Origin of the sequence: Pseudonocardia sp. MH-G8 (genome assembly GCF_002262885.1) — a bacterium.
In the GTDB taxonomy this organism is placed as follows: domain Bacteria; phylum Actinomycetota; class Actinomycetes; order Mycobacteriales; family Pseudonocardiaceae; genus Pseudonocardia.
Genome location: NZ_NKYF01000024.1, coordinates 25,062 through 49,627, shown reverse-complemented (window position 1 = coordinate 49,627; position 24,566 = coordinate 25,062). Strand labels below are relative to the sequence as shown.

Here is a 24,566-nt window from a genome sequence, read left to right as displayed (position 1 = left end):
TCGCATGCCCCTCCCCGTACGCGTCGCGGCACTCGCCGCCGGAGCGCTGGTCCTCGCGGCCTGCGGTTCCGGCGCCGGTTCCGAGGAACCGCAGGCCGCCGCGCCTGCGCCCGCGCAACCCGCGCCCACCGTCGCCGAGCCACTGGTGACCACCTACGACGGTGGTTTCCACGTGCTCGACGGCACCACCTTGGCCGTGGCCGCGGACATCCCGCTCCCCGGCTTCAACCGCGTCAGCCCCGCGGGCGACGACCGGCACGTCATCGTCTCGACCTCCGAGGGTTTCCAGGTGCTCGACGCCGGGGCCGCGACCCTCACCGACGTGCGGTTCCCGGGCGCCGAGCCGGGCCACGTCGTGCGCCACGCCGGCCGCACCGTCCTGTTCACCGACGGCACCGGCCAGGTCCGGGTGATCGACCCGGCCACGTTCGGGACCGGCGCGCCGAGCGTGCAGGAGTACACGACGCCCGAGCCGCACCACGGCGTCGCCGTCGAGCTGGCGAACGGCGAGCTGGTGACAACGGTGGGCAACGAGGAGGAGCGCCCCGGCATCGTCGTGCTCGACGCGCAGCGCCAGGAGATCGCCCGCAACGAAAACTGCCCCGGCGTGCACGGCGAGGCAACCGCGCAGGGCGAGGCCGTCGTGATCGGCTGCGAGACCGGCGCGCTGGTCTACCGGGACGGCGCGATCACCAAGATCACCAGCCCGACGCCGTACGGCCGCATCGGCAACCAGGCGGGCTCCGACGCGTCCCCGATCACGCTCGGGGACTACAAGCAGGACCCGGACGCCGAGCTCGAGCGCCCCACGGCGGTCTCGCTGATCGACACCACCGACGCGACCCTGCGCCTGGTGGACCTCGGCACCAGCTACACGTTCCGCTCGCTCGCCCGCGGGCCGCAGGGGGAGGGGCTCGTGCTCGGCACCGACGGGCACATCCACGTGATCGACCCCGCGGCCGGCGCCGTGACGCGGACGATCCCGGTGATCGAGCCGTGGCAGGAGCCGATCGAGTGGCAGCAGCCGCGGCCGGCGATCTTCGTGCGCGGTGCCACGGCCTACGTGAGCGACCCGGCGGAGAACGCGGTGCACGCCGTCGACCTCGCGGCAGGCACGGTGACGGCGACCGGAACGCTTCCGTCGACCCCGAACGAGCTGAGCGGGGTGCTGGCAGCCCACTGAGCCCGCCCCGGCCGTGTCTGCTAGACGCGCCGCGGACCGATCACGGTCCGCGGCGTGCACGGGCCGGCGATGCCCGCCCCCATCCGTCCACGTCGAGGAGCGTGTGCTACGGATTCCGGCGGGGTTTCTGATCCGGGTCGATCCATTTCGGCGGGATGAACTCCGGTAACCCGTCACGGATCCGCACCACCCACCCAGAATCGTGGATCAAGCGGTGGTGCACCTTGCACAAACTCACCAGGTTGCCCAGTTCGGTGGGCCCGCCGTACTCCCACTCCCAGATATGGTGGATTTCGCACCAAGAAGGTGTCCGGTCGCAGCCCGGGTGCGCGCATCCACGATCCCGGGCGGTGACCGCCCTGCGCAACCCGTCGGGGATCACCCGGGTGGAGCGCCCCACGTCCAGGGGTTGCCCGGCGCCGTTCATGACGATGGGTACGACCGCGGCGTCGCAGGCCAGCATCCGTAGCGAGGCGGGGCTCATGCGGCCGCCGAAGTCGAGCATCGCCGAGCGGGCGCGGGTTTCGAGGTCCTCGAGCCGGATCAACACGTTCAGGTGCGGCCGCCGCCCGCCGGCGTCGGGGAGGGTGGCGTGATCGGCGTGAGCGAGGACGAACCCACACGCATCGGCGAGGGCCTCGGCCTGACGCTGCCCCGTCGATCGTTGATCATCGCGGCCGAGGGGCTTCGCCTTGGCACCGATCACAGTGGCGATCGCATCGAACATCGCCGCATCGTCGAACTGCCCGCTGATCGTCCCGCCCGACCCGTCGCGACGCTTACGGACCTGCAGCCGGTTGACCGGCTCCGGCGGATTGTCATCAGGCTCGGGACCGTCGCCGTCGAGCGCTTCCAGGAGCTGGGTGCCCAGCTTGCGTAGTTGCCCGGGCGAGTATTCGGCGGCCATACCGGCCAGCTGCTCTTCCAACCCGGCCCGCTGCCAGTCGGTGATCCGCCCGGCCTCGGGGGTGTTGAGAAGGGCGGCGATGACCTCGACGTGACGCAGCCCGGCCTGACCGGCCGCGAACGCCTTCCCCGTCGCCGGGAGCCGGGCGGGCAGCACGGTGCCGTCGAACCCGATCTGCTCGCACGCCTGCTCCGCGGCCACCACGCGGCGGCGCGCCTCGTAGGAGTCGCATCCCAGCAAGTCGGTCAACGCGCCTTCGGGTTTGCGATAGCCGCGTTCGGCGAACGTGCCGCGCCGTTGCAGCGCGGCAGTGGTGGAGACGGTCACGTAATCCAACTGCCGCGACACACCTTCGGTCACCGACAACACCGACAGCAGCTCATTGTCCGAGGCCAGAGCGGATTCCGCAGCCGTCCGCAAATCCTCGATCGCCTCGTGGAGGCGTTCGTATGCGGCGGCGACTGCGGACATACCCCGAGTTTAGTCGAACAGGTGTTCGATGGCATGGGTCTGTTCGGGTGGTCCACCATTTGCAATAGTGAACGGTGCAGCGGAGGGCGCAGCGACCGGTCCGCATCCACCCCGCCCGTGCACCCCTTCTCCGCCCCAGGCCACCCGTCGGCGGGGTGCGCGACACGAATCCGGGGGCATGACCGGACACAGCGAGCGTGAGCGTCCCGCCGTCCCGGCGTCCCGCCGTCCCGGCGTCCCGGCGTCCCGGCGTCCCGGCGTCCCGGCGCCCCCGCGCCCCGCGACCGGCCTCCCCGGGGTCCTGCCTCGTAGCCCGGTTTGCCGTGGGCGCGCCGTTCCCGGCTCGACGCCTCCTGCCTCACCCCGTAGCTGGGTCTCACTCGCAGTCGGTTCGGCGCCGACCCCGACCCCCCGCGCCGAGGACGGCCGGGTTGGGCGCAACCCACGAATATCGTGGTCGGCTGGGCAGTCGTCCCCGACACGGGCCCAGGCCTGTCCACGACGAGCCCGTCGCAGCCGGGTGCCACTCGACCGGCGGTGGTGCCGTCCCCGAACCCCTCCGACGACGCCCTTGATCAGCGCACCGGGGACACGAACCGCACCCCTGCAGCCCATGTCCCAATCCCGCCGATCATGAGGGGTGAACACGCCTCGAACCGGCCCGATGATCATCTGGAAGGGGTGGAACGGGACCACCGCAAGGTGCGCGAGCACGCAGCAGGGGCGGGCTCGTCCGGACGGGCCTGGGCCCGCATCGGGGACGGCCGCCCGGCCAGCCACGATATTCGGCAGTTGTGCCAACCCGGCCACCCCGCCGACGGGCAGGAGTAGGGGGAACCGGCCGATTTCACGGAAGACCTGGACCGAAGGCGTGGGGCAGTGGCAGCGAGCCGGGAACGGCGCGCCCACAGGAGATTCCATGACCATATAGACGTGAGAGGGGTTGGATCTTCCCCGAATCCCTCTCACGTCTATCTGATCATGAAACGGACGTGGAATGCGAAACACGCGCGGCCATGAGCAGTGCCGTGGCGATCATGACGGCGAGCCGGCGGGTGAGGAGTAGCCCTCTCTCCGCGCTGATCACGAACCGAACCCGGTCATGCGTCGGTCTGGCGCCGGCCCACCGCAGGCACGCGCCGACGCGCTCAGGGCAGAGGCGTGCTCGGCGGCCGTGCAGACACCGACCCCGAGGCAGGCGACGACGGCCAGCGTGATCGTGAGCGGAGAGCGGTCCCCGTCGATGATCCAGAAGTACGGGATGACGAAGACTGCGGAGAACGCGATGCGAACAGGATCACCGGCTTGCGCCCGATCCGATCGGACAGGGTGCCGAAGAGCAGCGACCGCCACGTTCGGATCTGGTCGCGGGTGATCGCCCGCAGCTGTGGGATGCGCTCCATGATCGACTCCCTGGCCGCGACGGGAATGGCGGTCGCCGATGCGAGGCGTTCGTGCCCGGCCACGTCCTCGGCCGGGAGGTCCGCGCCCGGCTGCTCACGGGCGCGTTCTGAGCTCGTCGGGAGACACCGCTCACATCCGGCGCGTCCTGGCTTCCCCATTGCTTGCGGATGCGCAACCGTTGTGCCATGAGTGCTGCACAAGCGCGCCCGGCGCAGGACCGGGACTGGAAGGACCAGCTGGTCGAGCTGCACGTCCTCGCGGCGAACGGCGACAAGGCCGCTGCCTCGGAAGCCGAGCGGTGGATGGCCGACGACCCCGAGGTCCGCAAGGCGTGGGCCGAGGTCGAGGCCACCTGTGATCGGATCCGCGGCTCCGAGGGGTCCGCGTAGCCGGGATCGCGGGGTGCCGGTCCGCGCATCGGCAGACTGGTGCCGTGGCCGATCCCGGCAGCGACGAGGTCTCCGCGGTGATGAGAGCCGCGCGCCTGCTCGTGGCGCTCAGCGCGCGCTCGGTGGCGCTGGTCGAGGACGTCGTGACGTTGCCGCAGCTGCGGGTGCTCGTGATCGTCGCCAGCCGCGGCCCGCTGCACCTCGGGGCTGTCGCTCAGGGGCTCGACGTCCACCTGTCCAACGCCACGCGCGCGTGCGACCGCCTCGTCGCGGCGGGCCTGCTCGACCGGCGTGACGATCCCGCCGACCGCCGCCACCTCCTGCTCGAGCTGACGGTGGCGGGCCGCGACCTCGTCGAGCGCGTCATGGGCCACCGGCGGGCGGCGATCGCCGAGGTGCTGGCCCGCATGCCCGCACACGAGCGCGAGGCGCTGGCCCCCGTGCTGCGCTCCTTCGCCGCGGCGGGCGGCGAGGTGCCCGAGCCGGCCGCCTGGGCGCTGGGGTGGACGACCTCGGACTGAGCGCGCGGATCCGCTCATCCTGTTACAACAGGTGATAGCGTCCCGACCGTGAAGGCCGTTCGCTACGAGAAGCCCCGCGAGTTCACGGTCTCGGACGTTCCCGAGCCTCATGCCGGGCCCGGCGAGGTGCGTCTGCGGGTCACCGCCGCGGGCGTCTGCGGCACGGACGGGCACCTGCACGACGGCCAGTTCGACCCGGTCTACCCGTTGATCCCCGGCCACGAGATCGTCGGCGATGTCGACGAGGTGGGTACGGGTGTCACCGATCTGCGCGCGGGCCGGCGGGTCGTGGTCGACAACATGCGGTCCTGCGGGGTGTGCAGCAGCTGCCGTCGCGCACGCCCGGCGTTCTGCCGCGACCTGGTCGCGCAGGGCGTCAACGCCCCGGGAGGGTTCGCGGAGTACCTCGTCGCGCCCGCCGGGAAGTGCCATCCCGTCGACGACCTCGAGCCCGAGGTGGCCGTCCTGACCGAGCCGCTCGCGTGTGTGATCCACGGCCTCGACGTCCTGGACCTGCGACCGGGCAGCGATGTGCTCGTGTTCGGGGCGGGGCCCACCGGCCTCCTGCTCGCCCAGCTGCTGCGCTACTCCGGGGCGAGCCGGGTGACGGTAGCGGCCCCCACCGCGTTCAAGCTGGAGATCGCGGCGCGCCACGGAGCGGACCGGACCGTGGAGATGGACCGCGAGCGCCCCGACGCCGCGCTGGAGCAGCTGCGGGCGCTGTCGCCCGAGGGGTTCGACGTGGTGGTCGACGCCACCGGGGCGGTCGGCGTGCTGGAACGGTGCACCGCGCTGACCCGGGACGGCGGCACCGTGTTCGTCTACGGGATGGCCGACGAGTCGGCGCGGATGACCGTGTCGCCCTACGAGGTCTTCCGCCGCGAGTTGGTCATCAAGGGCTCGTTCTCGCAGGCGTACAGTTTCGACCGCGCATTGCAGGCGCTGCGGTCCGGTCGTGTCATCGCCGATGGCATCATCACGCACCGCTTCGGGCTGGACGAGTACGGGGACGCACTGGCGGCGCTGCAGGACCGCGCCTGTGTCAAAGCGGTGATGCGGCCGTAGCGAGGTCCGGGGAAGGGCGGGAAGCGGTGTCGAGCGGGGGAGCTGCCGACGGCGGCCGCATCGACCGCACGTCGGCGTTGCCGTACTACCACCAGCTCAAGCAGCTCCTGGTGGGCGAGATCGCGCGCCGCGGGCTGCAGCCCGGCGATCTGCTGCCGGGCGACAACGCCCTGTGCGAGACCTACGACGTGTCGCGCACGGTCGTGCGCCAGGCGCTCACGGAGCTCGAGTTCGAGGGCGTCATCGAGCGGGTGAAGGGCAAGGGCACCTACGTCGCCCGACCGAAGACGGCCGAGGGGCTCGTGCAGTCCCTCACCGGGCTCTTCGAGGACGTGGCCGCGCGCGGGGCGCACCTGCGCAGCGAGGTGCGCACCCTGAAGGTCGTGCCCGCCGACAGCCAGGTGGCCGCCGACCTGCAGCTCGCTCCCGACGCGCCGGTCGTGCTGCTGGAGCGCCTGCGGTTCGTCGAGGGGCAGCCCTGGGTGCTCACGGTGACGCACCTGCCCTACGACCTCGCGCCGGGTCTCGAGCACGAGGACCTCACCGACCGCTCGCTCTACGCGGTGCTCGAGCAGACCTACGGGGTGCGGCTCGCCCGCGGCCGCCGTTCGGTGGAGGCGATGGTGGGCCGCCCGCCGCTCACGGGCGCGCTCGGGATCGCGGTGGGCGCGCCGGTGCTGGTCCTGCGCAGCCTCAGCGTCGATGCCGGCGGCAGGCCGGTGGAGAGCTTCGTGGCCTACCACCGCGGTGACCGCAGCCGGTTCGAGGTCGACCTGGTGCGCGAGCCCAGCCTCGCGTCCCGCCCGTCGATGATCGTCACGGAGACCGGCGTCACGTCAGGGTGAGCACCCGAGCGGGGTTGGTGACCAGGAGCAGGTCGAGCACGTCGTCCCCGACGCGTTGCCGGACGCGGGGCAGGAACCGCACCGGCAGGTAGTCGAGACCGGGGATGCCCCCGTAGGCGCGGTAGCGGCTGCGCCGGGCCACGTCCCCGCCCAGCAGCAACCGGCGGGGATCGCCGCGGGTCAGCACCTGCTCGAGGCAGTCGAGGATCGCGGCGTCCGGTGCCTCGCGGTGCCGGGCCATCCCGTCGTAGCCCAGGTACGCACCGGCGCGGGTCAGCTCGGCGTGCAGCCCGGGGTCGAGGTTGCGATCGGCGTGCGCCAGCACCACGCGCTCGGCGGACAGCCCGGCCGCGGCCAGCACGTCGAGCACCTCCCACGCCGCCGAGCCGTGCTCCAGGTGCACCATCATCGCGACACCCGTCGCGTTCGCGGTGGCGGCGCCCGCGGCCAGCACCCGCCGCTCGAAGGCGTCGATCCGCCAGTAGCCGACGCCGGCCTTGACCATCCCCGCGCGTACCGGGGCCCCGTCCGGGGCGGTGGCCACCGGGCCGTCCGTCGCACCCTCCGCCGCCGGGAGCCCGTCGCGGACGTCGGCGGCGAAGCGCGCGGCGAGGGCGGCCTCGGAGAGCCCGGTGAGCCGATGGCCCTCGCGGTAGTGCTCGCTGCGGTGCGCTCCGGTGACGTGCACGACGACCAGCCCGGTGGCCGCGCTGATCCGGGCCACGGCGGCCGGGTCGCGGCCGAGGCCGGTGGGGGTGGCCTCGACCATCGCGCCGATGCCCGCTCGATGCAGCGACACCGCTTCGGCGCCGCTCGCGGTCTCGTCGTCGAGCTCGTCGCCCGGGAGCAGCGGAGAGGTCTGGAAGAGGTGCTCGTGGTAGTCGCAACGCCCCAGCGCCGTGGCCGGAACGTCTCCCAGGACCGTGCGGACAAGGGGGCGGACCACGCTCACAGGGTCTCGAACCACGGTTCCAGCCGCCGGTAGGCGTCGAGGAACACCGCGTGTTCGCCCCGGTAGCGCGCGTGCGCCGCCGCGTCGGGGACGCACGGCGCCGCCTGCTCCGACATCCGCCGCGCCACCGCGAAGTCGTCGAACAGGCCGACACCCACCCCGCCGACGACCGCCGCACCCAGGGCCGTCGCCTCGTCCACCAGCGTGCGGCGGCGTACCGGCACACCCCAGACGTCGGCGAAGATCCGCAGCAGCGGAGCGGCGTTGGCGGCGCCGCCGATCGCGTCGATCCGCTCGATCGACGCGCCGTTCTCCAGGAACGCCAGCAGCCCGGTGCGGAGGTTGAAGGCCACGCCCTCGACGACGGCGCGGGCCAGGTGCCCGGGCCCGTGGTGGCGCGCGAGCCCTGCGAAGACCGCGCGGGCGCGCGGGTTCCAGTAGGGGGAGCGCTCGCCGAGCAGGTGGGGCAGGAAGTAGAGGCCGTCCTCGGCGGCCTGCACGCCGTCGGCCGCGTCGAGCAGCCGCTCGTAGCGGGACTCCTCGCCGGGGGCCAGCACATCCATGATCCATTGCAGGGACGCCCCGCCCGCCTGCATCGTCGCCGTCGGGACGTACCGGCCGGGGATCACGTGGTTGAAGGTCATCGAGCGCATCTGCGGGTCGTGCAGGGGCGCGTCGGCGGCGAGCGAGACCCAGGACGACGAGCCGAGGTAGGCGTAGGCGCCGGACGCGGCGTCGACGATGCCCGCGCCGAGCGCGGCCATCGGCCCGTCACCGCCGCCGAGGACGACCGGGGTGCCGGCCCGCAGGCCCGTGCGGGCCGCCGCGACGGCCGTCACCGTACCGACCTCCGTCGTGGACGCCACGACCTCCGGGAACAGGGCCCGGTCCAGGCCGGCGGCCTCGATGAGCTCGTCCGACCACGCGCCCGCGGACTGGTCGAACGCGTTGGTGCTGCTCGCGTCCGAGGGGTCGGTGACGAGCGCCCCGGTGAGCCGGTGCACCACGAAGTCCTTCGCGAGCACGACGCGGCGGGCCCGGGAGAACACCGCCGGTTCGGTGTCGCGCACCCACATGACCTTGGTGAGCGAGTAGGTCGGGTTGAGCCGGTGCCCGGTGATCCGGTAGCCGCGCTCCATCCCGACGCGCTCCAGCAGCCGGTCGGTCTGCGCCGTGGAGCGGGTGTCGGCCCAGATGATCGCCGGGCGCACGGGATCGCCCGCGGCGTCCAGCAGCACCGCGCCCATCATCTGCCCGGAGAAGCTGACGCCCTCGATGCGGTCGACCGCCCCCGGTACATCGTCGAGCAGCCGGCGGGTGGCCGAGCAGACCGCGTCCCACCAGGCCTCGGCGTCCTGCTCGGCCTTGCCCCGCGGGCCGAAGTCGGTGTCGTAGGTCGCGGTCACGGCGGCGACCACCCGGCCGTCGGCGTCGACCAGGGTGGCCTTGTCGCCGGTGGTGCCGAGGTCGTGGGAGAGGATCATTCCGGTGGTCATCGCAGGGAGAACCCTCCGTCGATGAGTAGTTCGGTGCCGCAGCAGAACGCCGAGTCCTCGCTGAGGAAGTACTCGACGGCACGCGCGATCTCCACCGGCTCCGCGAACCGGCCGAGCACCGTCTCGCCCTTCCACTGCGCGTGCATGTCGGTCTTCAGGCTGTTCAGCGGCGTGTTGACGTAACCCGGCGAGACCGTGTTGAGCCGCACGCCGCGGGGACCCCACTCCACGGCCAAGGACCTGGTCAGTGCGCTGACCGCGGCCTTCGACGTGTTGTAGGCGCTCTGGCGCTGCGGGTGGTTGACGATCGCGTTGCCCGACATGGACGCGATGGTGACGATGGCGCCGCCCCCGCGGGCGAGCAGCTCCCGCCCGAACTCGCGGCAGGCCAGGAACACGCCGCGCAGGTTCACGGCCATGACGCGGTCGAACTGGTCCAGCGACATCTCCTCGGCGGCGACGTCGTCCTCCACGATGCCGGCCGAGTTCACCAGGTCGACCGGCCGGTCGACGGCGGCGTAGAGGCCGCGCACCGCGGCGGCGACGGACTCCTCCGAGGTCAGGTCGGTCGGCACCGCCTCGACGCCTGCGGGCAGGCCGTCGAGACCTTTCAGGTCGAGGCCGTACACCTGCGCACCCTGCTCGGCGAGGCTGCGGCAGATCGCCAGGCCGATCCCCCCTGCTGCGCCGGTGACGGCGACACGCCGTCCCTCGAAGCGGTTCGTCATCGTTGTCGCTCTCCCGGGGTTTCGCGGCGGGCTGTGATGTAGTACTACTAGCTCATCGCCCGGCCGGGCGCAATGATTCGGGCCGTGCGGCCGCTCCCGACCGTAGCTTCTCGACACGGGGGCGGACGACTGTGCAGTGTCATGTAGCAGCACTACAGAACGAGCGCGTAGGAGATCTCCGATGACAACCTTCGGGCCGGTGCCCGAACCCGCCAGGCTGACCATCGACGTCGGCGGCGGGATGCGCGGGCGGACCGGCGGCTACGACAAGCGGCTCGGCGACATGACCGGCGTCTACCGGGACGGCGAGGCGCACGCGGGCGCCGTCACCGAGCGCGGGGCCGACCACCTCGTCTACCGCGTCGAGGAGCACCGCGCGGGCGACGGCCCGGGCGCACTGATCATCGGTACCAGCACCCTGGCGCCCGGCCGGTACGGCGACGAGTTCGCGATGACCCGCGGGCACCTGCACGCCAAGGCCGACCGCGCCGAGCTGTACCACTGCCTCAGCGGCCGCGGCGTCATGCTGCTGGAGACGCTCGACGGGCGCAGCGAAGCCGTCGAGCTCGGCCCCGGGGACGCCGCGCACGTGCCGGGGTACTGGGTGCACCGCAGCGTCAACACCGGCGACGAGCCGTTCGTGACCCTGTTCTGCTACCCCGCCGACGCGGGGCAGGACTACGCGCTCATCGCCGACGCGGGCGGCATGGCTCAGCTCGTGGTCGACGACGGAGCCGGGGGCTGGACCACCCGGCCCAACCCCGACCACACCGGATACCGGAAGGACGCCGCCTGATGGCCGCTGCAGACTTCGCCGAGACCGCCACCGACCCGGCCGCGCAGGACGGGGCCGACGTCTTCGACGTGATCGGGCGGCTCGCGGTGGTGCCCGTCGTGGAGATCGACGACGCCGCCTCGGCTGTGCCGCTCGCGCGCACCCTCGCCGACGCGGGCCTGCCGGTCGTCGAGGTCACGTTCCGCACCCCGGCCGCGCGCGCCGCCGTCGCGGCGATCGCGGCCGAGCTGCCGGACTTCCTGCTCGGCGCGGGCACGCTCATCACCGCCGACATGGTCGTGGCCGCCGCGCAGGCCGGAGCGCGGTTCGGCGTATCGCCCGGCCTGAGCAGTGCCTGCGTGACGGCCGCGGCCGAGCACGGGCTGCCGTTCGTGCCGGGCGCGGTCACGCCGAGCGAGGTGGGTGGCTGCCTGGAGGCGGGGGCGAAGCGCGTGAAGTTCTTCCCCGCGGGCGCCTACGGGGGAGTGGCCACGCTCAAGGCGCTCGACGGGCCGTTCGGGTGGACCGGCGTGCAGTTCATGCCGACCGGCGGGGTGCGGCCCGACAACGCGGCCGAGTACCTGGGCCTGCCGAACGTGTTCGCCGTCGGCGGTACCTGGATCGCGCCCCGGGCCGACATCGTCGCCGGCAACTGGGACGCCATCGCGGAGCGCGCCCGCGCGGCGGCGTCGCTGCGCCCCGGCGGAGCCCGACCGTGACGCCCGACCCGACGGCGCTCGATCCCGCGCCGGGGCAGCTGCCCCGGCCGGCGCAGCGCCCGACCCTGTACTTCATCGGCGTCACCACCGGGAAGTCGTCGATCCGCACGGTGTTCCCCCGCTGGGCCGACGCGCTCGGCCTCGGTGACGTCCCGCTGGTGGGCGTCGACCTGCCGCTGCACGCCCCGCGGGAGGACTACCGCCGGATCGTCGAGTTCATCGCGCGCGACCCGCTGAGCAGGGGGGCGCTGGTCACCACGCACAAGCTCGACCTCTACGCGGCGAGCCGGGACCTGTTCGACCGGGTCGACCCGCTCGCCGCGCTCATGGACGAGGTCAGCTGCCTCTCGAAGCGGGACGGGGCGCTGGTCGCGTCCGCGAAGGACCCGATCTCGTGCGGGCTCGCCCTCGACGCCGTCCTGGCGCCGGGACACTGGAGCGCGAGCGGCGCCGAGGTGTTCCTGATGGGCGCGGGCGGCTCGGCCATCGCGATCAGCTGGTTCCTCACGCGCCCGGAGCGCGGGGCGGACCGGCCGGCCCGGATCGTGGTCTCCGATCCCGACGCCGCCCGGCTGGAGGCGTTGCGCAGCGTGCACGCCGAGCTCGGCACCGACGTGCCCGTGGAGTACCGGCAGATCGCGGGCGCGGTGGACAACGACGAGGTGCTGGCCGGGCTGGCGCCCCGTTCGCTGGTGGTCAACGCCACCGGCCTGGGCAAGGACGCGCCCGGCTCGCCGCTGACCGACGCCGCCCGCTTCCCGCGCGACGCCGTGGCGTGGGACCTCAACTACCGGGGTGAGCTCGTGTTCCTCGACCAGGCGCGGGCCGCGGGTCACGTGCGGGTGGAGGACGGCTGGGTCTACTTCCTGCACGGCTGGACGCAGGTCGTCGCGGAGGTCTTCGACATCGAGATCCCCACGTCCGGGCCGTCCTTCGACGAGCTGGGGCGTATCGCGGCGGGAGTGCGCCGGTGAACCGGCCCCGCGTGCTCGTGACGCCGCGGTCGTTGACCCAGGCCGGGCTGGACACCGTGGCGGAGCTGGACCCGCTGCGCGCCGCCGGCTTCGGGCTGGTGGCCGGGCCTGCGGGAACGGCGCCGTCGGAGGCGGAGCTGCTGGAGCTCGTGCCCGGCTGCGTCGGGTGGCTGGCCGGGGTGGAGCGCATCGGCGCCCGGGTGCTCGAGTCCGCCACCGAGCTGCGGGTGATCAGTCGCAACGGCAGCGGTGTCGACGCCGTCGACCTGGCCGCGGCGCAGCGCGCCGGGGTGCGCGTCGAACGGGCGGCCGGGGCCAACGCCCAGGGCGTGGCCGAGCTGGCGCTGGCGTTGGCGCTTGGCGCGCTGCGCCACGTGCCCTGGTCGGCCACCGCGTTGCGCGCCGGCGCCTGGCAGCGGTGGCAGGGGCGCGAGCTCGACGACTGCCGCGTCGGTGTCGTCGGCCTCGGCGCCATCGGCCGCCGCGTGGCGCGCCAGTTCACCGCCCTCGGTGCCGAGGTCGTGGCGTACGACCCGGTGGCCGTCGCCGAGCCCGGCGTGCGCCTGGTGGGGATGGCCGAGCTGCTGGCCGGGAGCGACGTCGTCACCCTGCACGCGCCACCCCCGTCGGACGGGCACCCGCTGCTCGGCGCCGAGGAGCTGGCGGTCGTCGGCCCGGGCGCGGTGCTGGTCAACACCAGTCGCTCGGCGCTGGTGGACGACGCGGTCGTGTTCGCGGCACTGGACGACGGCCGGCTGGCCGCGTACGCGGTGGACGCGTTCGACACCGAGCCGCCGGAGCTCACCCCGCTGCTGCGCCACGAGCGCGTCCTCGCGACGCCGCACATCGGCGGGTACACCGGCTCGAGCGTGCGGCGCGCGACGGCCCAGGCCGTGGAGAACCTGCTCGCCGCGCTGCCGCGCACCCTGCAGGACACGGCGTGAAGGCGGACGCCGCCGACGGGCCCCTGCTGGAGGTGCTCACCGCCGGGATGGAGCGGATGCGGCCCTCGGAGCGCAAGGTCGCCGCTGTGGTGCTGCGCGACCCGGGCGCGGCGGTGCAGCTCAGCATGGCGGCGCTCGCCGACGCGGCCGGGGTCAGCGAGCCGACCGTGATGCGCTTCTGCACCGGGCTGGGGTTCGCCGGCTTCCAGTCGTTCAAGCTCGGGCTCGCGCAGGCGCTGGCGATCGGCCTGCCCGTGACGCACTCGGCCATCGAGCTCGACGACCCGGTCGACGCGATGGCCGGGAAGATCTTCGATCACACGTTGAGCAGCCTGGACCGGACGCGCCGGGCGTTGGACACCACCGCGGTGGCCGCCGCCGTCGACGTCCTGCTGCGGGCGGGCAGCGTGCTCTTCGTCGGGCTCGGGGCGTCCGGGCTCATCGCCCAGGACGCCCTGCAGAAGTCGGTGCTGTTCGGCGTGCCCTGCGCCGCGCCCACGGACGTGCACCAGCAGTACATGGCCGCGTCGATGTGCGCGGAGGGCGATGTCGTCGTCGCGATCTCGAACACCGGACGGACGGACGCGGTGCTCGAGGTGGCGGCGGCGGCGCGGGCCGGCGGGGCCACGGTCGTGGCGATCACGGGAGGGCCGGGTCCGCTGGCGGAGCTCGCCGACGTGCCGCTGGTCGTGCGGACGTTCGAGGACACCGACATCTACACCCCGACGATCAGCCGGCTCGCCGGGCTGGTGCTGATGGACATCCTCGCGACGTCCGTCGCGGTGCGCCGCGGCCCCGAGCACCTGGAGCGGTTGCGCTCCATGAAGGAAGGCCTGTCGTCGTTCCGCGGCAGTGCCGATGAGCCGACCACTTGACATCCTGTCATTACAGGTGCTGCCATGTCGTCATGCATGAGGAGGTGCAGGGGATGACCAGCGACGGTGCGTCCTCCGCGACCGGTCCGACGGGTGAGGTCGTGTTCTCCGCCCGCGGTGTCGGCAAGAGTTACCCCGGCGTCCAGGCGCTCTCGGACCTGGACCTGGACGGCTACGGCGGCGAGGTGCTCGCGATCTGCGGGGCCAACGGCGCGGGCAAGTCCACGTTCTCCCGGCTCCTGGCCGGGCAGGAGGCCCCCAGCAGCGGCGAGATCCGCGTGGCGGGCCACGCGGAGCCGGTCACGAGCCCGGCCGAGGCCGACCGGGCCGGCATCCTGCTCATGCACCAGGAGCCGCTGATCATCGACGACTTCACCGTCGGCGAGAACGTCTGGCTCTACCGGCTCCGCTCGGGTCGCGACATCCGCGCGTGGTCCCGCGCGCGGCGCAGCGACGACGAGGAGACGCGCCAGGCGCTGCGCGACGTCGGCCTCGGTGACGTCCCGGCCGGCCGCCTCGCCGGGTCACTGGCGCCCGGCCAGCGCCAGATGCTCGCGCTCAGCCGCGCCCGCGTGATGCCCCACAAGGTGCTGATCCTCGACGAGACCACCGCCTCCACCACGGAGGAGCACTTCAAGGACGTCCAGGAGATGGTCGCGGTCGAGAAGGCCGCCGGCACCGCCGTCGTGTTCGTCTCGCACCGGATGCCCGAGGTGTTCGCGTTGTCGGACCGCATCGCGGTGCTGCGCAACGGGCAGCTCGTCGACGTCCTGCGCACCGCGGAGACCGATGCCGAGCAGATCACCACCCTGATGATCGGCGACGCCGTGCGCTCGCTGGAGCGCCCTCCCGCGCACCGCGCCGAGGGCCGCACGCCCGCGCTGTCGGTGCGCGGGCTGCACGCCGGCTCGGCGACCGACGTCTCGTTCGACGTCGGGGCGGGGGAGGTCGTCGGCCTCTACGGCCTCGTCGGCAGCGGCCGGTCGTCGGTGGCGCGGGCGGTGTCCGGGCAGGGACCGTCGCGGGGCGGCGTCGTCGAGATCGGCGGGGAGCCCGTTCGGCTGCGGTCCCCGGGCGCGGCCCTGCGCAGGGGAATCGCCTACCTCACCGAGGACCGACGCCGCGAGGGCTTCGTCGACGACTTCACCAACGCGGAGAACCTCAGCCTCGTGACGCTCCCCCGGCTCGCCCGGGCCGGTGTGGTCCGCCGCAGCGCCGAGCGCGCCAGGGTCACCGACCTCATCGAGCGGTTCCAGGTCAAGGGCGGCCCGGATACCCCCACGCGCACCCTGTCCGGCGGCAACCAGCAGAAGGTCTGCCTGGCGAAATGGCTGGAAGCCGACCCGGACGTCATCGTCCTCGACGAGCCGACGAAGGGCATCGACGTCGGTGCCCGCCTGAACATCTACGAGATCATCCACGACCTGACCCGGCAGGAGAAGGCCGTCCTCGTGGTCACCAGCGAGGCCGAGGAGGCCCTGCTGCTCTGCCACCGCGTCCTCGTGCTGCGCGACGGTCGGGTCGTCGCCGAGCTCGACGCCGCCGACGCCAGCACCGAGGACCTCATCCGCGCCGCTCTCGGAGGAGAAGCAGCATGACCCTGACCGAGAAGAGCGTCGAGGCGGGCGCGGCCACGACCCCGTCGCGAGCGTGGGCGGGCCGCGCCACGGGCTGGCTGCGCCACCAGTACCCGCTGCTCATCCTGATCGTCCTCGCGATCATCGCGGCCACGCTGAGCGACGCGTTCCTGTCCAGCCGCAACCTCGAGAACCTCGTGCTGCAGATGGCGGTCATCGGCATCGTCGCGCTGGCGCAGTTCATCGTGGTGGTCTCGGGCGGCATCGACATCAGCGTCGGCTCGGTGCTCGGCCTGGCGTCCGTGCTCTGCGTCGGGCTCGGCGGGTCGAACCTCGTGCTGGCACTCGTGGTGGCGCTCGCGGTCGGGGCGGCGCTCGGGGCAGTGAACGGCTTCCTCATCGCCTTCCGCGCCCTGGAGCCGTTCATCGTCACGCTGGGCATGCTCGCCCTCGCCCGCGGGCTCGTGTACGCCTACACCGAGGGCGTGCCGGTGCGCCCGTCCGACGAGTCGTTCACCGCGCTCGGCACGGCCACGTTCGCGGGCATCCCCGTGCTGGGCTGGCTCTGGGCCGCGGTGGCCCTCGGTATGGGGTTCCTGCTGCGCCGCACGGTCTTCGGGCGCCGCGTCTACGCGGTCGGCAGCAAGCCGGAGGCCGCGCGGGCGTCCGGCATCCCGGTGCGCGGCACCCTGCTGTCGGTCTACGTCATCGCCGGCGGGCTCGTCGGGCTCGGCGGGTTCCTGCTGGCCTCCCGCGTGGGGGCAGGCACCCCGACCGCGGGCACGCTCTTCGAGCTCGACGCGATCGCCGCCGTCGTCATCGGCGGCGCGCGGCTGAACGGCGGTCAGGGCCGGGTCTTCGGCGCCGTCGTCGGAACCGTGATCTTCGGCGTCATCACCAACCTGCTGGTCCTGCTCAACGTCTCGACCTTCCTCCAGGACGCGTTCCGCGGCGGACTGATCCTGCTCGCGGTGGCGCTGGCCACGATCGGCCGCGGCTCGCCCCAGCGCGGCCACTGATCCCCATCCCTTCCCATTCCCCGGAGATCCTCCATGCGCACCACCCGGCTACTGGCCCTCGCGGCCGCCACATCGATGGTCGTGCTGTCCGCCTGCGGCACGACCGGCTCGGGGTCGGACCCCGCCCAGCAGCAGGAGGCGAAGCCCGCCTCCGAGGTGAAGATCGGTTTCGCCCAGCGGCAGATGGACGCCCCGTTCTACGCGGCGATGGAAGCCATGGCCCAGCAGCGGGCGCAGGAGGACGGTTTCGAGCTGCTGTTCCAGAACGCGGGCGGCGACCCCGTCACGCAGCTCAACCAGGTGCAGGCGATGCTCTCGCAGGGCGTGGACGCCCTCGTGGTCAACGCGATCAGCCCGGAGACCCAGCGCACGCAGCTCGAGCAGGCGGCCGGTGAGGTCCCCGTGCTGTTCGTCGACACCGGGGTGCCGGAGGTCGGCCTCACCGCGGTGCAGTCGGACAACCACGAGATCGGCAGGCTGTCGGGGCTGCTGACCGCGCAGCGGCTCGGCCAGGGAGCGAGCATCCAGGTCGCGATCCTCAACGGCGGCCCGAACGACGAGATCGTCGGCCCGGCCCGCCAGGAGGGGTTCCTCGCCGGGCTGACCGAGGGCGGGGTCACCGCCGAGGTCGTCGCCTCCGCCACGGCCACCTACACCCAGGAGGAGGCCGTGCCCGCCACCGAGTCGATGCTGGCGGCGCACCCGGACACCGACCTCGTCCTCGGCCTGAACGACGCGATGGCGCTCGGCGCCCTCAGCGTGCTGCGCAACCAGGGCAACACGACCACGCTCGTGGCGGCGGCCGCCGACGGTCAGAAGGAAGCCCTCGCCGAGATCTCCGAGGGTGGGTGCACCGGGCAGTACGTCTCCACCGGCCTGAACTCGCCCAGCATCGCGGCGGACCAGGTGTTCGACATCGCCGTGGGCGTCGCCACCGGTGAGATCGACCCCGCGACCGTCGAGCCGACCTCGCTGACCCAGGCCGCCGGCATCGGCTGCGAGAACGTCGGCGAGTTCTACAACCCGGAAAGCATCTTCTGAGCTCGGAAAGGGCTGAACCGATGGGCAGGATGCGCCAGGTCGTCGTGACGTCCAGCGACGACATCCGGGTGGAGGACGTTCCCCGGCCCGGTCCGCCCGGGGCGGGGGAGGTGCTGGTCGCGAGCAGGCTCGTGGGCATCTGCGGCACCGACGTCCACGCCGCCGCCGGCCACCACCCCTTCATCGACCGGCCCTACCGACCCGGCCACGAGGTGGTCGGCGTCGTCGAGCAGGTGGGGGAGGGGGTCACGGCCCTCGCGGCGGGTGATCGCGTCGTGCTCGAGCCCAACCTCGTCTGCGGGCAGTGCCGGCAGTGCCGCGACGGTCGGTACAACATCTGCCGCAACCTGGCCGTCTTCGGCTGCCAGACGCCCGGCGGGATGTCCGACGCGTTCGTCGTGGCGGGTGACCGGCTGCACAAGCTGCCCGACGACATGTCCGACGAGCTCGCCGCCCTCGTCGAGCCGCTCGCCACCCCGGTGCACGCCGTGCGCAGGGCGGGCGTCCGTGCCGGCAGCCGGGTGGTCGTGCTCGGCGCGGGCCCGATCGGGTTGCTCGTGCTGGTCGCCGCCCGCGCGGCGGGCGCCGAGACCGTGGTCGTCACCGACGTCCTGCCGGAGAAGCTGGAGCGGGCCCGTCGGCTCGGTGCGGACGTGGGCGTGCGCGCCGACGCGCCGGACGCGATCGGGCTCGTCGCCGCGGCGGTGCCCGGCGCCGACGTCGTCTTCGACTGCGTCGCCACCGCGAGCTCCATGGCCCAGGCCGTCGAGCTCGTCGACAAGGGCGGCACGGTGGTGGTGGTCGGCATCGCCGCGGGCGCCACGTCGATCCCGCTGCACCTCGTGCAGGACCGGGAGATCTCCGTGATCGGCAGCCTCATGTACGTCCGGGAGGACGTCGAGCACGCGATCGCGCTGCTGGCCTCCGGTGTCGTGGCGGCGGACGAGCTCGTCACCGGGGTGTTCCCGCTGGAACGCGCCGCCGAGGCGTTCGCGGCGTCCTCGGACCCGCGGCAGGTGAAGGTGCTCGTCTCGGTCGGCTCTCCCTGAGGCTCGCCCCCAGGTCGGTCAGGTTAGGCTCCTCTAACCTACCGAGGATCGATCTGGGGGCCGTCCCGTGAGAACCATCCCGCCTCCCGCGGTCGGTCCCTCCCGTCGCGGGTTCCTCGCCGGGGGCCTGCTGCTGGCCGGCGCGCTCGCCGGCTGCGGCGCCCCGCGGGAGGCTGCGGGCACGACGGCCCCGGCGGCGGGCTTCCCGCGGCGGGTGGACACCGCGCTGGGGCCCGTCGAGATCCCGGCGAAGCCGCAGCGGATCGTCACCCTGGGCCGGGAGGCGGAGGTCGTGCTGGCTCTCGACGTCGCCCCCGTCGGCATGCCGAAGAGCTACTACGCGCCGGGCGTCGAGCCCTACCTGGAGGACCGGATCGCCGGGCGCGAGGTCACCGTCCTCGACACGGCGCAGGGCATCCCCTACGAGCAGATCGCCGCGTTGCGGCCGGACCTGATCCTCGCCGGCACCTACTTCGGCATCGAGGCCGAGGTCGCGCGGCTGTCGGAGATCGCGCCCGTGGTGACCTACCGGCACGGGTCCTACGTGGACACCTGGCAGGAGCAGGCGGCGCTCATCGGCGAGGCCATGGGCGAGGAGCAGCGTGCGGCCGCCGTCGTGTCGGGGCTCCAGGACCGGATCGCCGGCGTCGTGGCCGCGCACCCGTCGTGGCGCGGCCGGACGTTCACCCTCTCCTTCAACTACGAGGCCGGCCGGATCACCTCGATCGTCGACCCGGACGACTTCGCCCTGCGGATGGTCGCCGAGCTCGGGCTCGTGCCGTCGCCGGAACCGGCGCAGCTGACGACGCGGGGCGACGCAGGCCAGGCCGACCTCAGCTACGAACTCGCGTCCTCGCTCGACGCCGACGTGGTGCTGATGGCGCACATCTCGCCCTCGGTGCAGGCGCAGCTCGAGTCGCTCCCGGTGTTCGCGGGGGTGCCCACGGTGCGCGAGGGCCGCTACATCCCGGTCGACCTCATCACGGTGAGCGTCCTGCGCTCGCCGATGGTCCTGGGCATCGAGCACGCCCTCGACCGGCTCGTACCGGAACTGGAGCGCGCCCTCGGCTGAGGGCCGTCAGCGCCGGCCCGCCAGGATCGGGCGCAGTGTCTCCGCCAACGCCAGCGGATCCGTGAACTGGGGTACGTGTGCCCCCGGCGTCTCGATCAGCGGAGCGCCGAGACCGCGGGCGAGCCATTCGGACGCCTCGTGGAACCTGGCCGGACCTGCTCCACCAGGCCGGCGAGTCGCGAGGGCATCCCGGCTGCGGTCGTCGGCCCACGCCGAGGAACAGCCCTCGCGAGCAAGATCTTTCCGAGATCCAGCTGTTCGCCCCGCCCAGGGCGATCAGCTCGATCTCGCAACGATCGATCCTTCCGAGATCGAAGGGATCGCCCTCCGCGGGGCGATCCGGTGGATCTCGCAACGATCATCGGCCGCCGCGGGCCGCCCGGGCCCGTCCCCAACCCCGCGGGCGGTACAGCTCGTGTCGACCGGAGGCGTGTCCACCCTCATGATCGGCGGGATCGGGACATGGGCTGCAGGGGTGCGGCTCATGTCCCTCATTCACTGATCAAGGCCGTTGTCGGAGCGGTTCGGGAACGTCACCACCACCGCCGCCGCTTCAGCAGCTGCTCAGGCCAGCAGGTCGTCCAGGGCGGCCAGCGCGTCGCGGCTGCGGTCGTCCGCCCCGTCCACCACGCCGAGGAAGGCGAAGTAGCCGTGGATGAGCCCCGGCCCGGGCAGGTGGCGCACCGGCACGCCGGCCGCGCGCAGCCGCTCGGCGTAGGCGTCGCCCTCGTCGCGCAGGGGGTCGAACTCGGCCGTGACGACCACGGCGGGCGGAAGGCCGGTCAGGTCGGCCGCGTGCAGCAGGGCGACGGTCGGGTCCGACCGCTGCGCCGGGGTGGGGAGGTACTGGTCGTAGAACCAGTCCAGGTCGGCGCGGGTGAGGAAGTACCCCTCGCCGTTCTCCCGGACCGATGCCATCCCCATGCTCGGGTCCGTGCACGGGTAGACCAGCAGCTGGGCGGCCAGCGCCGGTCCGCCCTCGTCGCGGGCCCGCAGCGCCGCTCCCGCGGCGAGGGACGCCCCCGCGCTGTCCCCGGCCACGACGTGTGGCCTGCCCGGGAACGTGCTCGCGGTCCACACGAGCGCGGCCGTCGCGTCGTCGAGGGGCGCGGGGTGCGGGTGTTCCGGGGCCAGCCGGTAGTCGACCGCGACCACGGTGGCGCCCACCGCGTTGGCCACCCGCCGGCACACGGGGTCGTGGGTGTCGAGGTCGCCGACCACCCAACCCCCACCGTGCAGGTAGGTGACGATCCGCCCGCGGTCCTCGAGCGGGCGGTAGACCCGCACCGGGAGCCGGCCGCCCGGCCCGTCGAGCGCGCGGTCCTCGACGTCGGCGACCGGTTCCGGCTGGTAGTCGCCCCCGCGGCGGGCCATCGCGAGCGACCGGTAGTGGCTCCTGGTCTCCTGCGCGGTCCCGCGGACCAGGGGAACGGCCCCGGTCTCCTCGAGCCGGTCGAGCACTGCACGGAACTGCGGGTCGAGCGGTGGCACTGGTCCCTCCAGCGGGTCGGTGCATACGGTGGCAGTTGTTGAGCATGCCCAACGATCCACGGAGGCGGAATGGGTGAGGCGGAGCGCGACCTGGACGCCGTGGTCGTCGGTGCCGGCTTCTCGGGCCTGTACATGCTCCACCGGCTGCGGGGCCTCGGCCTCCGCACGGCGGTGCTCGAGGCGGGCGACGGCGTCGGCGGTACCTGGTACTGGAACCGCTACCCGGGTGCCCGGTGCGACTCCGAGAGCTACTACTACTCCTACTCGTTCGACGAGGACCTGCAGCAGGAGTGGGAGTGGAGCGAGCGCTATCCCGAGCAGCCGGAGATCCTGCGCTACCTCGACCACGTCGCCGACCGGTTCGACCTGCGCCGCGACATCCGTTTCGGCACGCGGGTGGCCGAGGCGGTCTTCGACGCCGACGCCGGCCGCTGGCGGCTGCGCACCACCGACGGTGAGCGCTTCACGGCCCGGTTCCTCGTCACCGCGGTCGGGTGCCTGTCCGCGGCGAACGTCCCGGAGATCCCGGGGCTCGATTCGTTCCGGGGCCGGTGGTTCCACACCGGCCGGTGGCCGCACGAGGGCGTCGACTTCACCGGCCTGCGGGTGGGCGTCGTCGGAACGGGGTCCACGGGCATCCAGGCCATCCCGGTGATCGCCGAGCAGGCGCGGCACCTCACGGTCTTCCAGCGGACGGCGAACTACAGCATCCCGGCGCGCAACGGGGCGATGGAGGCGTCGTTCCAGCGCGAGGTCAAGGACGATTACGAGGCGATCCGGCGCACGCAGCGCGCCTCGACCAACGGCCACCCCTTCGACGTCTCCGACCGGCCCGCGCTGTCGGTCTCGGAGGAGGAGCGCCGCGCCGTCTACGAGGCGGCCTGGGAACGCGGTGGCCTACGGTTCCGGGCGACCTTCGCCGACCTCCTCACCAGCAAGGAGGCCAACGACACGGCCTCGGAGTTCCTCCGCGCCAAGATCCGCGAGATCGTGCGCGACCCGGCGACGGCCGAGAAGCTCGTGCCGCGTGACCACCCGTTCGCCACCAAGCGCCCGCCGATCGACACCGACTACTTCGAGACCTACAACCGCGACGACGTCACGCTCGTCGACGTGCGCGCGACGCCGATCGTCGAGATCACGCCGGACGGGCTGCGCACGACGGCGGGGACCCACCCCCTCGACCGCCTCGTGTTCGCCACCGGTTTCGACGCCCTGACCGGGCCCCTGCTCGCCATGGACATCCGGGGCACCGGCGGGCGGTCGCTGCGGGAGAAGTGGGCCGACGGCCCGCGCACGTACCTCGGTCTCCAGGTCGCGGGCTTCCCGAACATGTTCACGATCACCGGGCCGGGCAGCCCGTCGGTGCTCACGAACATGCCCACCTCCATCGAGCAGCACGTGGACTGGATCGCCGACTGCATCGCCCACCTGCGCGAGGCCGAGCTGGACCGGATCGAGGCCACGGAGGAGGCCGAGCAGGCCTGGGGCGAGCACGTGGACGAGGCGGCGCACGCGACGCTCCTGCCGCTGGCCGCGAGCTCGTGGTACCTCGGGGCCAACGTCCCGGGTAAGCCGCGGGTGTTCCTGCCCTACGCAGGCGGTTTCGCGGCCTACGCCCGCCGGTGCGCCGAGGTGGCGGACTCGGGTTACGACGGCTTCGCCCTGACGCCCTGACGGCCGCGCTGCAGGACGGCGCGATCGTCACCGGCCGCGTGAGCGCCAGCCGCTCGTCTGCGCCGCCGCGGCGATCTGTGCCGCCACTTCCGCGTGGCCCTCGGCCAGCAGGCCCGTCGTGACGCGGATGTGGTCCTGCACCGGCGGCCCGATCGTGAACGGGGCGCCGGGCGTGACGCCGATGCCCTGGCTGGCGAGCCGGACGATGGCGGCCGACTCGTCGTGCACCGGCACCCAGATGTTGATCCCGTCGGTGCCCCCGACCGGCACACCTGTGGCCGCGAGTGCGTCGACCACCAGCCGGCGGCGGCGCGCGTACTCGTGGCGGGCCGCCGCCACCGCGGCGCCCGCGGCGTCGTCGGTGAGCAGGCTGAGCAGGATCCGTTGCAGCAGCCTGCTGCTCCAGCCCTGGCCGTTCTGGCGCCGCGCGGCGACGGCGGCGAGCACGTCGTTCGGCCCGCTCATCGCGGCCAGTCGCAGGTCGGGGCCGTGGGACTTGGAGAAGCTGCGCACGTGCACGGTCTGGTGGGGCAGGCGAGGGCCGAGGCTCGTGGGCGGTGAGATCGAGGTGGCGCCGGCCGAGTCGTCCTCCACGACCAGGGTGGAGGTGCCCTCGAGCAGCCCGGCGAGGGCGTCCGCCCGGCCGTGCCCCATCGAGACCCCGGTGGGGTTCTGGGCGCGCGGCTGCAGCACCACGGCGGCCAGCGGGGTGCGCAGCGCCTCGGCGAGCGCGTCCGGGTCCGGTCCGTCGCCGTCCAGCGGCAGCGCGACGACCTGCGCGCCGACGGCCTCGAGCAGGTCGACCAGCGGCGGGAAGCACGGGTCCTCGATCGCGACCCGGTCGCCGAACCGCAGTACCGAGCGGGCCACCAGGTCCAGGCCGTCCATCGCCCCGTCCACGATCGTCAGCTCGTCCGCGTCGTAGGGCCAGTCCGCGCGCAGGACCTCGCGCAGCTCCGGCAGGACGGGCTCGTCGAGGTAGCTCCCGGGCGTGCCGGCCGTGGTGAGCGCGGCGAGCGCGCCGGTGAGGCTCGGCAGCAGCGTGGCGTCGGGCACCCCGGTCGACAGGTCGGTGCGGAAGTGCGTCTGGTGCTCCAGTGCCTGGCGGTATCGCCCGGCGCGCGGCTCGGACCGGTCGACGACCGTGGTGCCGCGCCTGCCGTCGGTGCGGATGGTCCCCGAGCGGGTCAGCAGGGCCCACCCGGCGCTGACGGTGGTGGGGGAGAGCGCCAGCTCGGTGGCGACCTCGCGGATCGGCGGGAGCTTCGTGCCCGGCGCCACGACCCCGTCGCTGATCGCCCGGCCCACGGCATGGGCCAGGTCCCGCGCGGTGGGGTGTGCGAGCCGCTGCTCGATCGCGGACAGGAGCTCGGCGCGCACTTTTGTCACAGA

At 73.3% G+C, this 24,566-nt stretch carries 22 protein-coding genes; 16 read left to right on the top strand and 6 right to left on the bottom strand.

The annotated features are described in order from the left end of the window. The first annotated feature begins 4 nt into the window (after positions 1-4). Positions 5-1,183: a zinc metallochaperone AztD gene (aztD, locus tag CFP66_RS35475; RefSeq protein WP_094929717.1), complete on the top strand. Its 1,179-nt coding sequence runs from the start codon at positions 5-7 to the stop codon at positions 1,181-1,183. A gap of 106 nt (positions 1,184-1,289) precedes the next feature. On the opposite strand, the gene CFP66_RS35470 is transcribed toward aztD, so the two are convergent. After that, a complete protein-coding gene (locus CFP66_RS35470; RefSeq protein ID WP_094929716.1) occupies positions 1,290-2,561 on the bottom strand; it encodes an HNH endonuclease signature motif containing protein in 1,272 nt (423 codons plus the stop codon). 1,589 nt (positions 2,562-4,150) lie between these two features. Between CFP66_RS35470 and CFP66_RS35460 the strand changes: the two genes are divergently transcribed. From CFP66_RS35460 to CFP66_RS35445, 4 genes are read left to right on the top strand one after another with little or no spacing between them, the layout of a single operon-like run. Then, complete coding sequence (locus tag CFP66_RS35460) at positions 4,151-4,354, top strand: hypothetical protein (RefSeq protein WP_094929714.1); 204 nt, start codon at positions 4,151-4,153, stop codon at positions 4,352-4,354. A 44-nt stretch (positions 4,355-4,398) separates the two neighbouring features. After that, complete coding sequence (locus CFP66_RS35455) at positions 4,399-4,875, top strand: MarR family winged helix-turn-helix transcriptional regulator (RefSeq protein ID WP_233159976.1); 477 nt, start codon at positions 4,399-4,401, stop codon at positions 4,873-4,875. A gap of 48 nt (positions 4,876-4,923) precedes the next feature. Beyond that, complete coding sequence (locus tag CFP66_RS35450) at positions 4,924-5,940, top strand: zinc-dependent alcohol dehydrogenase family protein (RefSeq protein ID WP_094929713.1); 1,017 nt, start codon at positions 4,924-4,926, stop codon at positions 5,938-5,940. A gap of 26 nt (positions 5,941-5,966) precedes the next feature. Continuing rightward, entirely contained in the window at positions 5,967-6,785 is an 819-nt protein-coding gene (locus CFP66_RS35445) for a GntR family transcriptional regulator (RefSeq protein WP_198961883.1), read from the top strand. Here the strand turns inward: CFP66_RS35445 and CFP66_RS35440 are convergent. Genes CFP66_RS35440 through CFP66_RS35430 form a run of 3 tightly spaced genes read right to left on the bottom strand, consistent with a single transcriptional unit; the run spans position 6,772 to position 9,961 of the window. Continuing rightward, on the bottom strand, positions 6,772-7,731 hold the full coding sequence (locus CFP66_RS35440) for a phosphotriesterase (protein ID WP_094929806.1): 960 nt from the start codon (positions 7,729-7,731) through the stop codon (positions 6,772-6,774). The genes CFP66_RS35445 and CFP66_RS35440 overlap by 14 nt on opposite strands. A gap of 2 nt (positions 7,732-7,733) precedes the next feature. Beyond that, the gene (xylB, locus tag CFP66_RS35435) at positions 7,734-9,233 is read right to left on the bottom strand and encodes a xylulokinase (protein ID WP_198961882.1); all 1,500 of its coding nucleotides are present in this window, start codon (positions 9,231-9,233) and stop codon (positions 7,734-7,736) included. Next, positions 9,230-9,961, bottom strand: coding sequence for an SDR family NAD(P)-dependent oxidoreductase (locus tag CFP66_RS35430; protein WP_094929711.1), 732 nt, complete (start codon positions 9,959-9,961; stop codon positions 9,230-9,232). The genes xylB and CFP66_RS35430 overlap by 4 nt, the downstream gene beginning before the upstream one ends. A gap of 181 nt (positions 9,962-10,142) precedes the next feature. Here CFP66_RS35430 and CFP66_RS35425 point away from each other — a divergent pair, with 181 nt between their 5' ends. The 10 genes from CFP66_RS35425 to CFP66_RS35380 all read left to right on the top strand — a co-directional run bounded on the left by CFP66_RS35425 (position 10,143) and on the right by CFP66_RS35380 (position 20,006). Continuing rightward, entirely contained in the window at positions 10,143-10,757 is a 615-nt protein-coding gene (locus CFP66_RS35425) for a glucose-6-phosphate isomerase family protein (protein WP_094929710.1), read from the top strand. Continuing rightward, entirely contained in the window at positions 10,757-11,455 is a 699-nt protein-coding gene (gene eda, locus CFP66_RS35420) for a bifunctional 4-hydroxy-2-oxoglutarate aldolase/2-dehydro-3-deoxy-phosphogluconate aldolase (protein ID WP_094929709.1), read from the top strand. The genes CFP66_RS35425 and eda overlap by 1 nt, the downstream gene beginning before the upstream one ends. Next, entirely contained in the window at positions 11,452-12,429 is a 978-nt protein-coding gene (locus tag CFP66_RS35415) for a shikimate dehydrogenase (RefSeq protein WP_198961881.1), read from the top strand. The genes eda and CFP66_RS35415 overlap by 4 nt, the downstream gene beginning before the upstream one ends. After that, positions 12,426-13,373, top strand: a complete 948-nt coding sequence (locus CFP66_RS35410) for an NAD(P)-dependent oxidoreductase (protein WP_094929708.1) — start codon at positions 12,426-12,428, stop codon at positions 13,371-13,373. Before CFP66_RS35415 ends, CFP66_RS35410 begins: the two co-directional genes overlap by 4 nt. After that, positions 13,370-14,248 (top strand): SIS domain-containing protein, encoded by an 879-nt coding sequence (locus CFP66_RS35405; protein ID WP_198961880.1) that lies wholly within the window; start codon positions 13,370-13,372, stop codon positions 14,246-14,248. Before CFP66_RS35410 ends, CFP66_RS35405 begins: the two co-directional genes overlap by 4 nt. A gap of 53 nt (positions 14,249-14,301) precedes the next feature. Then, positions 14,302-15,846, top strand: coding sequence for a sugar ABC transporter ATP-binding protein (locus CFP66_RS35400; protein WP_094929707.1), 1,545 nt, complete (start codon positions 14,302-14,304; stop codon positions 15,844-15,846). After that, a complete protein-coding gene (locus CFP66_RS35395) occupies positions 15,843-16,844 on the top strand; it encodes an ABC transporter permease (RefSeq protein ID WP_094929706.1) in 1,002 nt (333 codons plus the stop codon). Before CFP66_RS35400 ends, CFP66_RS35395 begins: the two co-directional genes overlap by 4 nt. A gap of 33 nt (positions 16,845-16,877) precedes the next feature. Further along, a complete protein-coding gene (locus tag CFP66_RS35390) occupies positions 16,878-17,885 on the top strand; it encodes a substrate-binding domain-containing protein (RefSeq protein WP_094929705.1) in 1,008 nt (335 codons plus the stop codon). Positions 17,886-17,905: 20 nt separating this feature from the next. Further along, the gene (locus CFP66_RS35385) at positions 17,906-18,934 is read left to right on the top strand and encodes a zinc-binding dehydrogenase (RefSeq protein WP_094929704.1); all 1,029 of its coding nucleotides are present in this window, start codon (positions 17,906-17,908) and stop codon (positions 18,932-18,934) included. Between the two features lie 67 nt (positions 18,935-19,001). Further along, positions 19,002-20,006 (top strand): iron-siderophore ABC transporter substrate-binding protein, encoded by a 1,005-nt coding sequence (locus CFP66_RS35380; RefSeq protein WP_094929703.1) that lies wholly within the window; start codon positions 19,002-19,004, stop codon positions 20,004-20,006. Between the two features lie 564 nt (positions 20,007-20,570). Here CFP66_RS35380 and CFP66_RS35375 read toward each other — a convergent pair. Further along, positions 20,571-21,497: an alpha/beta hydrolase gene (locus tag CFP66_RS35375; RefSeq protein ID WP_094929702.1), complete on the bottom strand. Its 927-nt coding sequence runs from the start codon at positions 21,495-21,497 to the stop codon at positions 20,571-20,573. A 69-nt stretch (positions 21,498-21,566) separates the two neighbouring features. On the opposite strand from CFP66_RS35375, the gene CFP66_RS35370 reads away from it, so the two are divergent. Further along, positions 21,567-23,174 carry an NAD(P)/FAD-dependent oxidoreductase gene (locus CFP66_RS35370; RefSeq protein WP_094929701.1) on the top strand — a complete coding sequence of 536 codons (1,608 nt, stop codon included), beginning with the start codon at positions 21,567-21,569 and terminating at the stop codon, positions 23,172-23,174. Between the two features lie 27 nt (positions 23,175-23,201). Here CFP66_RS35370 and CFP66_RS35365 read toward each other — a convergent pair whose 3' ends face one another. Further along, entirely contained in the window at positions 23,202-24,563 is a 1,362-nt protein-coding gene (locus CFP66_RS35365; protein WP_198961879.1) for a PLP-dependent aminotransferase family protein, read from the bottom strand. Between the last annotated feature and the right edge of the window lie 3 nt (positions 24,564-24,566).

Excerpts from the sequence above, each read along its gene's own strand:
- CFP66_RS35425 (WP_094929710.1), top strand. The coding sequence starts at position 10,143 with ATGACAACCTTCGGGCCGGTGCCCGAACCCGCCAGGCTGACCATCGAC.
- xylB (WP_198961882.1), bottom strand. The coding sequence starts at position 9,233 with ATGACCACCGGAATGATCCTCTCCCACGACCTCGGCACCACCGGCGAC.
- CFP66_RS35460 (WP_094929714.1), top strand. The coding sequence starts at position 4,151 with ATGAGTGCTGCACAAGCGCGCCCGGCGCAGGACCGGGACTGGAAGGAC.
- CFP66_RS35385 (WP_094929704.1), top strand. The coding sequence starts at position 17,906 with ATGGGCAGGATGCGCCAGGTCGTCGTGACGTCCAGCGACGACATCCGG.
- CFP66_RS35395 (WP_094929706.1), top strand. The coding sequence starts at position 15,843 with ATGACCCTGACCGAGAAGAGCGTCGAGGCGGGCGCGGCCACGACCCCG.
- CFP66_RS35430 (WP_094929711.1), bottom strand. The coding sequence starts at position 9,961 with ATGACGAACCGCTTCGAGGGACGGCGTGTCGCCGTCACCGGCGCAGCA.
- CFP66_RS35390 (WP_094929705.1), top strand. The coding sequence starts at position 16,878 with ATGCGCACCACCCGGCTACTGGCCCTCGCGGCCGCCACATCGATGGTC.
- CFP66_RS35370 (WP_094929701.1), top strand. The coding sequence starts at position 21,567 with ATGGGTGAGGCGGAGCGCGACCTGGACGCCGTGGTCGTCGGTGCCGGC.
- CFP66_RS35400 (WP_094929707.1), top strand. The coding sequence starts at position 14,302 with ATGACCAGCGACGGTGCGTCCTCCGCGACCGGTCCGACGGGTGAGGTC.
- CFP66_RS35470 (WP_094929716.1), bottom strand. The coding sequence starts at position 2,561 with ATGTCCGCAGTCGCCGCCGCATACGAACGCCTCCACGAGGCGATCGAG.
- eda (WP_094929709.1), top strand. The coding sequence starts at position 10,757 with ATGGCCGCTGCAGACTTCGCCGAGACCGCCACCGACCCGGCCGCGCAG.
- aztD (WP_094929717.1), top strand. The coding sequence starts at position 5 with ATGCCCCTCCCCGTACGCGTCGCGGCACTCGCCGCCGGAGCGCTGGTC.